The organism is Micromonospora sp. DSM 43699 (assembly GCF_055517075.1).
The window spans coordinates 1-14,540 of sequence record NZ_JBTMMT010000108.1 but is presented as its reverse complement, the minus strand read 5'-3'; the positions used below and the strand labels follow the sequence as shown (position 1 = coordinate 14,540).

Annotated in this window: 11 protein-coding genes; 2 read left to right on the top strand and 9 right to left on the bottom strand. The window is 72.9% G+C overall.

Annotation, left to right across the window (positions count from 1 at the left end; all coding sequences use genetic code 11):
* Position 1: 1 nt before the first annotated feature.
* The 6 genes from AC0AIB_RS29870 to AC0AIB_RS29845 all read right to left on the bottom strand — a co-directional run bounded on the left by AC0AIB_RS29870 (position 2) and on the right by AC0AIB_RS29845 (position 7,182).
* Positions 2–1,699: a bifunctional 3'-5' exonuclease/DNA polymerase gene (locus AC0AIB_RS29870; RefSeq protein ID WP_465097945.1), complete on the bottom strand. Its 1,698-nt coding sequence runs from the start codon at positions 1,697–1,699 to the stop codon at positions 2–4.
* Between the two features lie 473 nt (positions 1,700–2,172).
* The gene (locus AC0AIB_RS29865) at positions 2,173–3,093 is read right to left on the bottom strand and encodes a carbohydrate ABC transporter permease (RefSeq protein ID WP_328345141.1); all 921 of its coding nucleotides are present in this window, start codon (positions 3,091–3,093) and stop codon (positions 2,173–2,175) included.
* A gap of 1 nt (position 3,094) precedes the next feature.
* Positions 3,095–4,003, bottom strand: a complete 909-nt coding sequence (locus AC0AIB_RS29860; protein ID WP_328345139.1) for a carbohydrate ABC transporter permease — start codon at positions 4,001–4,003, stop codon at positions 3,095–3,097.
* Between the two features lie 20 nt (positions 4,004–4,023).
* The gene (ngcE, locus tag AC0AIB_RS29855) at positions 4,024–5,463 is read right to left on the bottom strand and encodes an N-acetylglucosamine/diacetylchitobiose ABC transporter substrate-binding protein (protein ID WP_328345137.1); all 1,440 of its coding nucleotides are present in this window, start codon (positions 5,461–5,463) and stop codon (positions 4,024–4,026) included.
* Between the two features lie 25 nt (positions 5,464–5,488).
* Positions 5,489–6,238 (bottom strand): SIS domain-containing protein, encoded by a 750-nt coding sequence (locus AC0AIB_RS29850; RefSeq protein ID WP_328345135.1) that lies wholly within the window; start codon positions 6,236–6,238, stop codon positions 5,489–5,491.
* Positions 6,235–7,182 (bottom strand): MurR/RpiR family transcriptional regulator, encoded by a 948-nt coding sequence (locus AC0AIB_RS29845; RefSeq protein WP_465097944.1) that lies wholly within the window; start codon positions 7,180–7,182, stop codon positions 6,235–6,237. The genes AC0AIB_RS29850 and AC0AIB_RS29845 overlap by 4 nt, the downstream gene beginning before the upstream one ends.
* A gap of 196 nt (positions 7,183–7,378) precedes the next feature.
* Between AC0AIB_RS29845 and AC0AIB_RS29840 the strand changes: the two genes are divergently transcribed.
* Positions 7,379–8,473, top strand: coding sequence for an N-acetylglucosamine kinase (locus AC0AIB_RS29840; RefSeq protein ID WP_328345131.1), 1,095 nt, complete (start codon positions 7,379–7,381; stop codon positions 8,471–8,473).
* A gap of 128 nt (positions 8,474–8,601) precedes the next feature.
* On the opposite strand, the gene AC0AIB_RS29835 is transcribed toward AC0AIB_RS29840, so the two are convergent.
* From AC0AIB_RS29835 to murD, 3 genes are all read right to left on the bottom strand, one after another.
* Positions 8,602–10,239 (bottom strand): CoA-acylating methylmalonate-semialdehyde dehydrogenase, encoded by a 1,638-nt coding sequence (locus tag AC0AIB_RS29835; protein WP_465097943.1) that lies wholly within the window; start codon positions 10,237–10,239, stop codon positions 8,602–8,604.
* A complete protein-coding gene (locus tag AC0AIB_RS29830; RefSeq protein WP_328345127.1) occupies positions 10,236–11,543 on the bottom strand; it encodes an aspartate aminotransferase family protein in 1,308 nt (435 codons plus the stop codon). Before AC0AIB_RS29830 ends, AC0AIB_RS29835 begins: the two co-directional genes overlap by 4 nt.
* Before the next feature lie 197 nt (positions 11,544–11,740).
* Positions 11,741–13,090: a UDP-N-acetylmuramoyl-L-alanine--D-glutamate ligase gene (gene murD / locus AC0AIB_RS29825; protein WP_465097942.1), complete on the bottom strand. Its 1,350-nt coding sequence runs from the start codon at positions 13,088–13,090 to the stop codon at positions 11,741–11,743.
* Between the two features lie 88 nt (positions 13,091–13,178).
* On the opposite strand from murD, the gene AC0AIB_RS29820 reads away from it, so the two are divergent.
* A complete protein-coding gene (locus tag AC0AIB_RS29820) occupies positions 13,179–14,528 on the top strand; it encodes a hypothetical protein (RefSeq protein ID WP_465097941.1) in 1,350 nt (449 codons plus the stop codon).
* Positions 14,529–14,540: the final 12 nt, after the last annotated feature.

Genomic DNA, 14,540 nt, shown 5'->3' with positions numbered 1-14,540 from the left:
GTTAGGCGGTGGCGTAGCAGGTGACTGTGGAGAGGTCCAGGGGGAAACGGACCGGGGTGTTGCCGAACAGCAGTGTCGAGGCGCGCGATCCGGCTCGGCGGATCGCGTCGACGACCGCGTCGGCGCGCTCGGCGGGACAGTGCACGATGACCTCGTCGTGCTGGAAGAAGACCAGTTCGCCGCCGGCTCCGGCCGGTTCGCCGCCGACCGCGGCCAGTTCGCCCCGGAGCGTGGCGAGCAGCGTCGATGCCCACTCGGCGGCGGTGGCCTGGATGACGAAGTTCCGGGTGAACCGGCCCCGGGACCGGGCCGCCCGGGCCCGGGGCGAGCGCGGATCCGACCCGACGTCCGGGTCCGACGGGACGTCGTCGCCGCCGCCGAGACCCGCCGTCCCCGGCGGGCAGGTCCGGCCGAGCCAGGAGCGGACCAGGCCGCCCGCCTCGCCGGTGCGGGCCGCCGCCTCCAGGTAACCGAAGGCGGTCGGATAGCTGCGCTTGAGCACCGCCAGGGCGGGCAGCGCCGCCCCACCGGTCTGCCCGTACATCGCGCCGAGCAGGGCGAGCTTGGCGCGTGCGCGGTCACCACCGAAGGAATCCCGGGCCAGCGCCGCATAGAGATCACCGGCCGCACCGGCGGTGGCCAACCGGGCGTCGCCGGAGACCGCGGCGAGCACCCGGGGCTCCAGCTGACCGGCGTCGGCCACCACCAGTCGCCAGCCCGGATCGGCCACCACCGCCCGACGGATCACCTTGGGGATCTGCAACGCGCCGCCGCCCCGGGTCGCCCACCGGCCGGAGACCACCCCGCCGGGGACGTACTCCGGCCGGAACCGGCCGTCGCGGACCCAGGCGTCCCGCCAGGCCCAGCCGTGCGCCGTCCAGATCCGGTAGAGCTCCTTGTATTCGAGCACCAGCGGCACGGCCGGGTGGTCGACGCCGCGCAGCACCCAGGCCCGGGTGTTCGGCAGCTCCACGCCGACCCGGGCGAACGCGCGCAACAGCTCGGCCGGGGAGTCGGTGTGCAGTTGCCGGACACCGAGGGCCTCGGCGATCCGGGCGGACAGCTCGGCCAGCCGCCGGGGCGGCCCACCCACCGGGGACGGCTCACCCAGCAGCTCAGCGAGGAGCGCGTCGTGCACGTCTGCCCGCCAGGGCAGCCCGGTGGCGGCCATCTCGACCGCGACCAGCGCGCCGGCCGACTCGGCCGCGACCAGCAGCCGGAACCGGCCCGGCGGCGCGGTGGCGGCGACCCGGGCGAGCTGGTCGGCGTACACCCGGGTCAGGGCGTCGATGCCGGGGGCCGGCGGGCCGGGAACGGCCTCGAAGAGCGCGGCCTGGCCGTGGCCGGGCGGCGCGGGCGGCCGGGGCGGCGGGTCGGGTGGGACGGCGGCCCCGACCAGCCGGGCGTACGCGGCAGCCAGCGAGCGCGGCTCGCCCCACCGGCCGGCGTGCCCCAGCAGCAGCGCCTCGGTCAGCTCGACGTCGTGGCAGCGCTCGACCCGCACCCCGGCGCGCAGCAGGGCCGGATAGCTCGCCGCGCCGGACGACCACACCCAGCGCGGGCGCTCGGCCGCCTCGCGGACGGCGACGGCCCCGGGCAGGTCGTCGACCACCTCGGCGGGCCCGACCGGTAGGCCGGCGTCGTCCAGCGGCCGGAGCACTCCACCGCCCCGCTCGCCTGCCACCACCGCCACCGCCACCGCCACGCCCCGATTCTGCCCCGTCCCTGTGACACCCCCCGGCGCGCTCCCGCCCGGCCAGCAGCTCAGGCCACCGGTCGTCGTCACCAACGGGCGTGGACCGCCGGCCGGGACGAGCAGGCGAGACGAGCAGGCGAGACGGACGGGGCGAGACGGGCAGGCGGGCGGGCGAGACGGAACGAGGCAGGACGGGGCGGGCGGCGCCCGACGGGACGGGACGGCGGCCCCCGACGGACGAGGCAGGACGGGGGATGGAGCGGAGGTGATATCGCGCGGAGGTCGGTATGCCACTGAGGCATATTTATGCCTCAGTGGCATACCGACCTCCGGGCATCTGGTGTCTGCCCTGCACGAGGCCGGACGTTCGCCGCCACCTCGACCACGGACGGGCAGACCACCACCACCTCGGCCACCGACCGCCCAAACCCCCGCCACCTCGGCGACGGGCTGGCCAAACCCGTCGCCGGGGCGGGCTACTTCACCGCGCCGGAGGTCAGGCCGGACTGGATCTGCCGCTGGAAGATCGCGTACACGATGATCATGGGGAGGATGGCGATGGTCAGGGCGGCGAACAGGCCGGACCAGTCGGCCTCGTAGCCGGCGTTGACCGAGATGTCGGCGATGCCCTGGGTGAGCACCCACTTGTCCTTGGCGTTGGAGAGCAGCACCAGGGGTAGCTGGTACTGCGCCCACTGCCCGATGATGTTGAAGATCGCCACGCTGATCAGGCCCGGCTTCGCCATCGGCAGCATCACCTGGAAGAACAGCCGGGTGTGCGAGCAGCCGTCGATCATGCCGGCCTCGGCCACCGAGTTCGGCAGCGTCCGGAAGAACGCGGCCAGGAAGAAGATGGTGAACGGCAGCGAGTAGGCGATGTAGACCAGGATCACGCCGGTGTGGGTGTCCAGCAGGCCCAGGTTGCGGACCACGAAGAACAGCGGCACCAGCGCCAGGAAGACCGGGAAGGCCAACCCGGAGACGAACAGGTAGTAGATCGCCCGGTTGCCCCGGAACCTGTACCGGGCCAGCACGTACGCCGCCATCGAGCCGAGCAGCATGGTGCCGAAGGTGCTGCACGACACCACGAAGACGCTGTTGAGGAAGTACCGGCCGATGTGCGCCTTGGTCCAGGCCCGGCCGAAGTTCTCCCAGCGTAGCTCCGCCGGCAGTGTCCACGGGCTGCTGAAGATCTCGCCGGTGTTCTTGAACGCGGCCAGGAACGTCCAGAGGATCGGCACGATGACGATCACCGCCCAGACGGCGAGCGCCAGCTGACCGAGCCCGCTGAACAGTCGTACCTCATGCTGCTCTCGCCGGGCCCGGCGGGCGGGGGTGGCGGGCCGACCCGGCGGGGTGTCCGCCGAGGTCGGCGGCAGCGTCGTCTGTGCGGCCATCTCAGTACTCCACGCTTTCCCGCTTGGTCAACCGCAGCGTCAGCGCCGCGAACGTGAGGGTGAGGAAGAACAGCGCCACGCCCATCGCCGAGGCGTAGCCGTACTTCGAGTAGACGAAGGCGTTGCGGTAGATCTCCATCGCCAGCACCGTCGTCGCGCCGTCCGGGCCGCCGCCGTCCACCGAGAGCACCGCGACGATGGCGAACGCGTCGAACGCGGCGATGCCGAGATAGACCCAGGCGACCTGGAGGGTGTCCCAGAGCAGCGGCAGGGTGACCCGGAAGAAGAGCATCACCTTGCTCGCCCCGTCCATCTCGGCCGCCTCGTAGATCTCGCCCGGGATGGCGGACATCCCGGCCGAGAAGAGCACCACGTAGAAGCCGACCGCCTGCCAGACCAGCACCGCGATGATCGACCACAGGGCCAGGTTCGGCCGGATCAGGAACAGCACCGGATCCAGGCCGAACTTCATCAGCACACCGTTGATCAGGCCGGACTCGTTGGGTCGGTACACCATCTGGAACAGCACAGCGATGATGGCCACCGCCAAAACCTGGGGGAAGAAGAACACCACCCGGTAGAACGCCGCCCCCCTGACCCCCTGCCGCTGACCGCCCACGCTGCGTCCGCCCACGTTGAGCAGGAAGGCGAAGAACAGCGCGATGGCGATCGTGATCAGCGGCAGGGCAAGCAGCAGTACGCCGTGGTGCTGGACCGCCTGCCAGAAGCGCCCGTCGTCGAGCAGCCGCCGGTAGTTGTCGAAGCCCACCCACTGCGGGGCGGACAGCCCCCGCCAGTTGGTCATCGAGATCTGGAACGCCTGCGCGTACGGTGCGATGACGAAGACCACGTACAGCGTGACCGGGGCGAAGAGGAACCCGATCACGAACGGATACTTGCCGTGCCGCATGATCCCGCTACTCCGATCGGTCAGCGCGTGAACTTGGCGACGGAGCTGTCCTTCTTGATGGCGTCGGCCCGCTTCTGGATCCGCTCCACGAAGGCGTCCGCCTTGATCCGGCCGAACATCAGCTCGTTGGTGGCGGTCCGCGCCTCCGTGTCGAGCTCCTTGTACCAGCCGTCGAAGTACAGGTTGAACACGTCCTTGCCGGCGGCGGCGAGGGCTGCCTGCGAGCTGGCCACCCCCGGCGGGAAGGCGAAGCCGGCGCTGCCGGCGGTGACCACCGTCGGGGCCTTGACCACCTCGGTGAAGCCCTTCGCCCCGGCGACCGAGAGCATCTGACGCATGTACTCCAGACCACCGCGCGGGTTCTTGCTCTTGGCCGAGACGAAGTAACCCTCACCGGCGGTGGCGCGTACCGCGGTGCCCGGCAGCTTGTCCGAGCCGGACAGGCTCGGCACCGGCATCAGCTGGTAGTCGAAGCCGGCCGGCGTGTCCTTCTTCTGCTCACCCTCCAGCCAGTCGCCACTGGGGTAGAGGGCCAGCTTGTACTGGTTCTGCCGCAGCTGCACGTCGGTGTGCTTGAGCCCCTCGAAGCTCTTGTCGACGTACTTCGCGCCGATCTCGGCCCACGCCTCGGCGGCCTGCTTGACGGCGTCCTGCTGCCAGGCGCCGTCCTCCAGGTTGTCGATGTTCTTGAGCACGTCGGTGCCGCCGATCTTCGCGGCGTGGGTCAGGATCACGTTCCACTGGTAGTAGGCCGCGTTCGCCCCGGCGTAGCCGTACGGGGTGATGCCCTTGGTCTTGATCTTGTCGAGCAGGGCGGTGAACTCCGACCAGTCCTTCGCCGGCGCCCAGCCGTTCTCCTTGAACAGCTTGCCCGAGTACCAGATGCCGAAGACGGTGGAGACGTAGTACAGGACGTACGGCTTGCCGTTGAACGAGCCGGCCTCGACGGTGCCGGGGACGACGGTGTCGCGGACCTTCTTGCTCGGGTCGTCGACCGACGGGGCGTCCCACAGCTCGGTGAGGTCCATCAGCTGCCCGTCGGCGACCAGCGAGCCGAAGTCGATCAGCTTCTCGCCGGAGTTGTTGACGAACTCCGGCGGGTTGCCCGAGGCGAACCGGGGCTGGAGCACTGTGGAGACCGCCTGGGTGGACTGGTGCTTGATCTCCGCCTTGGGGAACGCCTTCTTGTAGAGCGGCTCGTGCACGTCGGTGGCGTACTTCTCGCCGTAGCCGCCGTTGAAGATGACCACCTCCAGCGGGGCGTCCTCGGCGGCGCCGAGCGGGTTGGTGGCGCTCTTGGTGCCCTCCTCCGCCTTGGTGTTGTCGCCCTCGTCGGAGCCGCTTGTGGCGCAGGCGCCGAGCAGGCCGACCACCGGCGTGGCGAGCAGGCCCGCCGCGGCGGTACGACCCAACAGGCTCCGCCGGCTCAGCGGGGTCGGGTTCTCGGGGGTATTCGACATCGTCGTCTCTCCTTGGGTGTTCGGGTCAGGCGGTGCGCCGGAGACGCCCGGCGTACCGCGACTCGAGGGCGAGGTTGTGCGCGTCCCCACCGGGGACGTTGGCGGAGAGGTAGATAGGGGGTACCTCTCCGGCCTGGTGGAACCGTCGGACGACCTCCGCGGTCACCAGTTGCGCCAGCAGCGCCGAGGTGACCGAGGAGACCGCACAGACCGCGCCGCCGCCCTCCAGCGGCAGCAGTGCGTCGCCGTACGGGGCGCCGTTGTCCAGCACGACGTCGGCGAGGTCGGCGAGTCGGTGACCGGACGGGTGGCGGGGGGCGACCCGTGCGGTGTGTGCGACCGAGGTGACCGCGACCAGCGGGTGGCCGCGCCCGGTGACCAGCATCGCCAGCTCGACGACCGAGCCGTTGATGCCGGACTGGGAGGCGATCAGGAAGACGTCGGCCGGCTGCGGTCGGGCCAGCGGGTAGAGCTGGTGGGCCACAGCCGGGTCGCGTTCCAGCTTGGGGTCGGTGAGCACGTCGCGCGGGGCGTCGCCGTGCAGCACCAGGTCGTGCAGGCTGAGCCGGTTGGTGGGGACCAGACCGCCGGCGCGGGCCACCAACTCGGCGGCGAACGCCTCGGAGTGGCCCGCGCCGAAGGCGTGGAGCACCCCGCCGGCCCGCAGGCTGGTGGCGATCAGGTCGGCGGCCCGGCCGATCGCCTCGGCCTGGGAGTCGACCAGCCGGTCGAGGACGGGTCGGACGGCCCGTGCGTACCCCTGGGCGCTGATCATGAGGTGGTCCCCTTCGCGGCCTTGTGCCCGTCGACGGCCTGGGCGGTACGCCGGAAGGCCGCGTGGGCTCGGTCGTGGGTGCGCTGCGCCACGGCGATGTAGAGCAGGTCGAGCACGACGAGCTGGGGGTGCCGGGCGGACAGCGCGTCCGGCCGGAACGTGGTGGCCTGGCTGGCGGTGAGCAGGACGAGGTCGGCCAGCTCGGCCAGCGGGGAGCGCGGGAACCCGGTCAACGCCACGGTGGTGGCGCCCCGGCTGCCCGCCTCGGCAAGCATCTCGATGGTCTCCCGGGTCTGCCCGGTGTGCGAGATGCCCAACGCCACGTCGCCGACGCCGAGCAGGGCGGCGCTGGCCAGCCCCTCGTGCACGTCGCTCCAGGCCCACGCCGCCACCCCGATGCGGTGCAGGCTGAACTGCATCTCCTCGCCGACCAGTGCGCTGCCGCTGGCGCCGAAGATGTTGACCCGGGCCGCGCCGGCGATGGCCACCGCGGCCCGTTCCACCTCGGCGAGGTCGAGCAGGGTGGCGGTGTCATGCATGGCCCGGGTGTCGGCGGCCATGATCTGGTCGAGCACCCGGGCCAGCGGGTCGCCGGGCTGGATCTCCCGCCCGATGTCCACGGTCCAGCCGGCCGAGCGGGCCCGGCCGGTCTCGGAGGCGATGCCCAGCCGCAGGTCGGCGTAGCCGTCGAAGCCCATCGCCCGGCAGAACCGGGTGATCGTCGCCGGTGAGGTGCCGCTGCGTTCGGCCAGCTCGACGATGGTGGCGCGGGCCGCCGCCTCCGGGTCGCTGAGCACCTGCTCGGCGACCCGGCGCAACGCTCCCGTCAACTCCCCCGCGCCGGCCCGGACCCTGGCCAGCACCCCGTCGGTGCCCCGCCGGTCGACCGGCTCGGCATCGACCACAGCGGTTACCGCGGTGGTGTCCGCCTCATGCTCGGCCATCGACGCGCCTTTCGGAAAAGAGTGTTAACTGTTAGTGGTAAAAGTTCTTACTGAAGGGCCCTTCCTGTCAAGACCGTGGGCGAAGTTTTCAAACTGTTACCTGCCGCGCCGGTCCGCCACCGCCCACCGGTCTTGCCCTCGGGCACCGGGTCGACCAGCATGGACAGCACCCGCACCGCCGCGCCCCGGGAGGCCCGTGAGGACGTCCGACGCCGTCGTGGTCGGCCTCGACATCGGGGGTACGTCCACCCGGGCGACCGCCCTGACCCTCACCGGCGAACGCCTCGGCACCGGCCGGGCCGGCGGCGGGAACCCCACCAGCCACGGTGCCGACCGGGCCGCCGCCGAGCTGTCGGCCACGCTGCGGGAGGCACTGCGCGAGGTCGATCCGGCCCGGGTCCGCGCCGGGGCCATCGGCCTGGCCGGGGTCGGCCGGTTGCGCGCCGACCCGGCCGGCCGGGCCGCCTTCGACCAGGCGTGGTCGGACGCCGGCCTGCGCTGCCCGTACGCGGTGCACAGCGACGCCCTCGTCGGCTACGCCTCCGGCACCGCCGCACCCGACGGCACGATCCTGATCGCCGGCACCGGGGCGATCGCCGCCCAGGTGCGCGACCTGCGGCTGGACCGGATCGCCGACGGGCACGGCTGGCTGCTCGGCGACGCCGGCTCCGGATTCTGGCTGGGCCGGGAGGCGGTCCGCCTGCTGCTGGCCGACCTGGACGCCGGCACCGCGCCCGGCCCGCTCGGCCGGCGGCTGCTCGCCGAACTGCTCGGCACGGCCGAGGTGGCGGCCCGGCCCCGGGACACCGTGGACGCCGTGGTCCAGACGGTCACCCGGCAGCCGCCGATCGCCCTGGCCCGACTCGCGCCGCTGGTGGTCGACGCCGCCGCCGACCGTTCGGCAACGATCCCACCACTCGACGCGACTGCTGTCGACGCCGCCGCCGACGGCCGGCCGGGATCGATCCCCCGAGGCGAGGCGGCTGCCGGTGGCGGTGAGCCGGTGGCGGTCGAGTTGCTCCACCGCGCCGCCGCGCACCTGGTCGCCAGCGCCGGCCGGCTCCGCCCGGACGGGACGACGACGCCGCTGGTGCTCGGCGGCGGGCTGCTCACCGGCGACACCCCGCTCGGCACGGCGGTCCGGGCCGAGGCCGGCCGCCGCTGGCCGGACGCCCCGCTCCACACGGCCGGGGACGGTGCAGCAGGGGCCGCCTGGCTGGCCGCCCGCACCCTGCCCGAGGTCACCGACCCACTGGCCCTGCACGCCCTCCTGGTGCCCCCGGCCGGCTGACCCCGCCCCACCCGCGTCGCGCCCCCTGCCAAGATCGCGTTCCAACCACGAAACAGTGGGGTCCCGCCGCGACGAGGGGACTCCTTCGTGGATCGAGCGCGATCTTCAGGTGGCGGGGCACCGGCTGTTCAGGTCTGGGTGGGGAAGCCGAGATTGACCCCGCCGTGGCGCGGATCCAGCCAGCGGCTGGTGACCACCTTGCCCCGGGTGAAGAACCGCACCCCGTCCTCGCCGTGGGCGTGCAGGTCACCGAAGAGCGACGCCTTCCAGCCGCCGAACGAGTAGTAGGCCGTCGGCACCGGGATCGGCACGTTGATCCCGACCATGCCGACCTCCACCTCGTGCTGGAAACGCCGGGCCGCCCCACCGTCGTTGGTGAAGATCGCCGTGCCGTTGCCGTACGGGTTGGCGTTGACAAGGGCCACCGCCTCGTCGTACGAGCCGACCCGGACGACGCCGAGCACCGGGCCGAAGATCTCGTCGGTGTAGATCGACATGTCCGGGGTGACGTGGTCGAACAGGGTCGGGCCGAGCCAGAAGCCACCGGGTTCGCCGTCCGGCACGACGTTCCGGCCGTCCACCACCGGTACCGCGCCCGCCGCCACCCCGGCCTCGACGTACCCACGGACCCGCGCCAGGTGCGCGGCGGTGACCAGCGGACCCAGGTCGCCGCCGCGTCGACCGTCGCCGGTACGCAGCCCCGCCATCCGGTCGGCGATCCTCGCCACCAGGGCGTCGGCGATCGGCGCCACCGCGACCAGCGCCGAGATCGCCATGCACCGTTCCCCCGCCGAGCCGAATCCGGCGTTGACCGCCGCGTCGGCGGCCAGGTCCAGATCGGCGTCGGGCAGCACCACCAGGTGGTTCTTCGCCCCACCGAGGGCCTGCACCCGCTTGCCGGCCAACGTGCCACGCTGGTGCACGTGCCGGGCGACCGGGGTGGAGCCGACGAACGACACCGCCTTCACCCCGGGGTGGTCCAGCAGCGCGTCGACCGCCTCGGCGTCGCCGTTGACCACGTTGAGCACCCCGTCGGGCAGGCCCGCCTCGGCGAACCACTCGGCAAGCAGCAGCGCCGCGCCCGGGTCCTTCTCGCTCGGCTTGAGCACCACCGCGTTGCCGCAGGCCACCGCCACCGGCACGAACCACAGCGGCACCATCACCGGGAAGTTGAACGGCGAGATCACCGCCACCACCCCGAGCGGCTGCCGCAGGCTGTACGAGTCGACCTCGGTGGAGACGTTCTCGCTGAAACTCCCACGCAACGCCGAGGCGACGCCGCAGGCGTACTCGATCACCTCCAGGCCGCGCTGCACCTCGCCGGCGGCGTCGGCGAGCACCTTGCCGTGCTCGGCGGTGATCACCTCGGCGAGCCGGTCCCGCCGGGCGTGGACCAACTCCCGGAACGCGAACAGCACCGCCGTCCGCCGGGCCAGCGAGGCGTCCCGCCAGCTCCGGGCGGCCCGCTCGGCCGCCTCGACCGCGCCCGCGACATCGGCCGCGTCGGCCAGCGCCACCCGACCGGTACGCCGCCCGGTCGCCGGGTCGAAGACGTCCCCGTGCCGGCCGGACGTCCCGTCGATCCGCCTACCGTCGACGAAGTGCCCGATGCGGCGCTCCCCCGCCGCCGCGCCCTTCGGGTCCGCCGCGCCCTCCGGCTCCGCTGGCGGGACTGCCGGCTCCGGTGGTGGGGCGGAAGGGCCGGGCACTGGGGCGGAGAGGCCGGGCCGTGGGCCCGTGGGGTCCGGCGCGGTGCGCCCGCTCATCGCGTCGCCTCCGCCGCGACGGCGGAGCGGATCGCCTCGACCAGGATCGCCAGCCCCTCGCGGGCCTCGTCCTCGGTGAGGGTCAGCGGCGGGCCCATCCGCAGCACGTTGCCGTGCAGGCCACCCTTGCCGACCAGCAGGCCGCCGGCCCGGCACGCCTCGAGGACCCCGGCGGCCAACGCCGGATCGGGTTCCAGCCCACCGGGCCGGACGAACTCCACGGCGAGCATCAGGCCCTTCCCCCGCACCTCGGCGACGCCGTCGAGGTCGGCGACCGTGGCCCGCAGGCCGTCGAGGAGGATCGCGCCGACCCGGGCCGCGTTGGCCTGGAGGTCGTGGTCGCGCAGGTAGTCCAGGACCGCGTTGCCGGCGGCGGTGCAGAGCGGGTTGCCGCCGAAGGTGGAGAAGCTGATCGCCGGCACCGACTCCATGATGTCCGCCCGGCCGACCACCCCGGCCAGGGCGAACCCGTTGCCGATGCCCTTGGCGAAGGTGAGCAGGTCGGGGGTGACCCCGTGCGCCTGGTAGCCCCAGAAGTGCTCGCCGGTGCGCCCCCAGCCGGTCTGCACCTCGTCGGAGATGAGCAGGATGCCGTGCTCGTCGAGCACCTTGCGCCAGCCGGCGAACAACCCGTCGGGCGGGGCGACGAAACCGCCGACGCCCTGGATCGGCTCGGCGATCAGGCAGGCCACGTCGCCGCTGGTCTGGGTGGCGAGCACCTCGCGCAGGTCCTCCACGGCGGCGTCCATCCGGTCGGCCTCGGGCAGCCGGGCGAGCAGCCCGCGCAGCCGTTCACCGGAGTGCAGCCAGGCCACCTGGAGCGGGTTGTGCGCGCTGGCCGTCCAGCTCCGGTGGCCGGTGATCCCCATGGTCGCGTACGACCGACCGTGGTAGCTGTTGCGGACGGCGAGGATCTGGTGCGACCGGCGGTGGTTGGTGGCGACCAGCAGGGCCGCCTCGTTCGCCTCGGTCCCGGAGTTGGTGAAGAAGACCCGGGCGTCCGGGATGCCGGCGAGCGAGGTCACCTTCTCGGCCAGCTCCACCTGCTGTCGGATCAGATAGAGGGTGGAGGTGTGCACCAGGCCGGTCCGCAGCTGACGCTCCACCGCCTCGCGGATCTCCGGGATGTCGTAGCCGATCATGTTGGTCAGCACGCCGCCGAAGAAGTCCAGGTAACTGCGCCCCTGGGCGTCGGTGACCCGGCGGCCGGACCCGGCCACCAGCTCGATCGGCTCGGCGTAGTAGAGCGGCATCCAGGACGGGAGCACGGCCCGGTGTCGGGCCAGCAGGTCGTCGGCGGTCATCGGCACACCCTTCAGCGGCGGCGGCTTGCGCGTTCCCCGCACGCTGCCATCCCGACCGTCCGACGACAACTGTCAGTGTGTAGCCCGGCGGTCGTCCACACCTGACACCGCGTCACCCGCCCCGGCGTCGTCGGGATCACGGCCCGCCGGGGTGGAGGTCGCCGCCCGCGCCGGGGTGGAGGTCGCGGGTCGGCGGCTCAGCCGGCGGCGGTGTCCCGGATCGCCTCGGCGAAGACCTCGGAGCGGTGCTCGAAGTTGCGGAACCGGCCATAGCTGGGCGCCGCCGGCGAGAGCAGCACCACCCCGTCGACCGGGGTCACCGACCGGGCCAGCCGGACCGCGTCCACCAGGTCGTCCACCACCTCGGTACGCACCTTCGGTAGCCCGGCCAGCGCCGCGACGATCCGGGAACCGCTGTCCGGGATCCCGATCACGGTCAGCTCCCGCTCGGCGAGATGGGCGGCCAGCGGCGTGTAGTCCAACCCCCGGTCCGTGCCGCCGACGATCACCGTCAACGGTCGCCCGTCGTACGCGTCGATCGCGTGCATCGCCGCGTACGGGCTGGTGGCGAGGGTGTCGTCGACGAAGGTGAGGCCGGACGGGTCGGCGATCTCGGTGAGCCGGTGGGCCAGCCCGTGGAACCCGGCGACCGCCACCGCCAGGGTGTCCTTGTGGGCGACCACGTCGACCCCCAGCGCGTCGAGCACCGCGAGCGCCACGCAGAGGTTGCCCGCGTTGTGCCGGCCGACAAGCGGCAGGACACCCCGGGCGAAGAGCGGCCGGTCGCCGAGGTGGAACCAGTCGGTGCCGTCCGGGCCGGTGGCGACGTGCGCGGTGTCCGGCAGGCCGGCGCGGATCGCCGCCCGGTCGCCCAACTCCAGCGCGAGCCGTGGGTCGTTGCCGTTGACCACCACCGTCCGGGGGCCGTACGCGATCAGGTTGAGCTTGTCCCGGTAGTACTCGGCCTCACCACCGTGGGCGTCCAGGTGTTCCGGGAACAGGGCGGTGACCACCGCGACCCGGGGTGACTCGGTCAGGTCGCTGCACTGGTAGCTGGACAGCTCCAGCACGTACAGCTCGGCGTCGGGCAGGTCGAGGGTGGGCACGCCGATGTTGCCGCCCAGCACGTTGGGCCGGTCCACCGCCGCCAGCAGGTGGCTGATCAGGCTGGACGTGGTCGACTTGCCCTTGCTGCCGGTGACCCCGATGGTCCGGTCGGCGTGGTCGGCCATCCACAGCGCGGTGCCCTGGGTGACGGTGACCCCGCGCTCGCGCAGCTCGACCAGCCACGGGTGGGTGTTGGGCACCCCCGGGGAGCGCACCACGATCTCGGCGGCGGCCAGCCGGGCGTACGCCTGCTCGCCGGTGACCAGCGGCGCGGCCTCGGCGAGCGGACCCTCCCAGGGCAGGCTGAGGAAGTTGGCGCTGTCGTCGACGGCGACCAGGTCGGCCGGGCCGTGCGCGGCGATGGCGGTCACGGCGGCGCGGCCCTCCCGGCCGGCCCCCCAGACGGCGACGGTACGGCCGCGCAGATCGGACAGGCGCACGAACTCTCCCTGAGGTGTCGACGGTGAGGCACCGGCCCGCCTCCGGCACAGCGGACCCGACCGGACGAACCAGGGCCTAGTATGGCGTGTGCCCAACGAGCAGCTCCGGCGGATGGACGCCTTCACCTTCCCGTCGTACTCGATCGACCTCGCCACCGGCGAGGTGTCGTTCGACTACGCCCTGACCGGCCCCGACGGTGAGCAGCGGTTCACCGAGGTGATCACGTTGCCGCTGCCGTCCGGGCCGCCGTCGGACGAGACGGTGGCCACCCTGGGCCGGGTCCTGGAGCTGCTGCACGTGGTCGCCGGGGTCAGCTACTACAAGGCCGCCGCGCCGCCGAGGCTGGTGCTGCCCGCGCCGCTGGGGTCCGCCGCCACCGCGCTGGTCACCGCCGTCTACACCAGGGGTCTGGCCGAGTACGCCTACCGCAACCAGCTCCCGCACGTGCTGGAGCTGCGCCCCGAGGTGCCGGCCGGCGAGGTGCCGCCACCCCGGGTGTATGACGACTCCGACCGTCGTCCGCTGTCGGCCGTCGGCGGCGGCAAGGACTCCATCGTCAGCCTGGAGGCGCTGCGCCGGGCCGGCTTCGACCCGGTGCCCTTCTCGGTCAACCCCAACCACGTGATCGTCTCGGTGAACGAGGCGTCCGGGCTGCCCGCGCTGGCCGCCCGGCGGCGGCTCGACCCGGTGCTGTTCGACCTGAACGCGGCGGGGGCGCGCAACGGGCACATCCCGGTCACCGCGATCAACTCGCTGATCGCGGTCGCCACCGCCGTGCTGCACGGGCTCGGGCCGGTGGTGATGTCCAACGAGCGGTCCGCGTCCGACCCGAACCTGATCTGGAACGGTCACGAGATCAACCACCAGTGGTCCAAGGGGGTCGAGGCCGAGGGGCTGCTGCGGGCGGCGCTGGCCGAGCACGCCGGGCTCACCGAGCCGTACTTCTCGCTGCTGCGGTCGCTGTCGGAGCTGCACATCGCCCGGCTGTTCGCCACCATCGACCGCTACGACGCGGTGGTGACCAGCTGCAACGCCGCGTTCAAGCTGCGCGACGCCAGCGCCCGCTGGTGCCGCAACTGCCCGAAGTGCCGGTTCGTCTTCCTCGCCATGGCCCCGTTCATGCCCCGGGAGCGGGTGGTCGGCATCTTCGGCGGCGACCTGCTGGCCGACGAGGCGCAGATCCCCGGCTACCGGGAGTTGCTGGGCGTGGACGGGCACAAGCCGTTCGAGTGCGTCGGCGAGGTGGAGGAGTCGGTGGTGGCGTTGAGCCTGCTCGCCGAGCAGGACCAGTGGCGCGACGCCCCGGTGGTCCGCACCCTGGTCGACGCGGTCCCCCCAGCGGCCTGGCCCACCGCCACCACCTCCGACGTCTTCACCCCCACCGGCCCCCACTTCGTCCCCGCCCCCTACGCCAAGGCCCTGCAAACCCTCACCTAACCCACCCCGCCC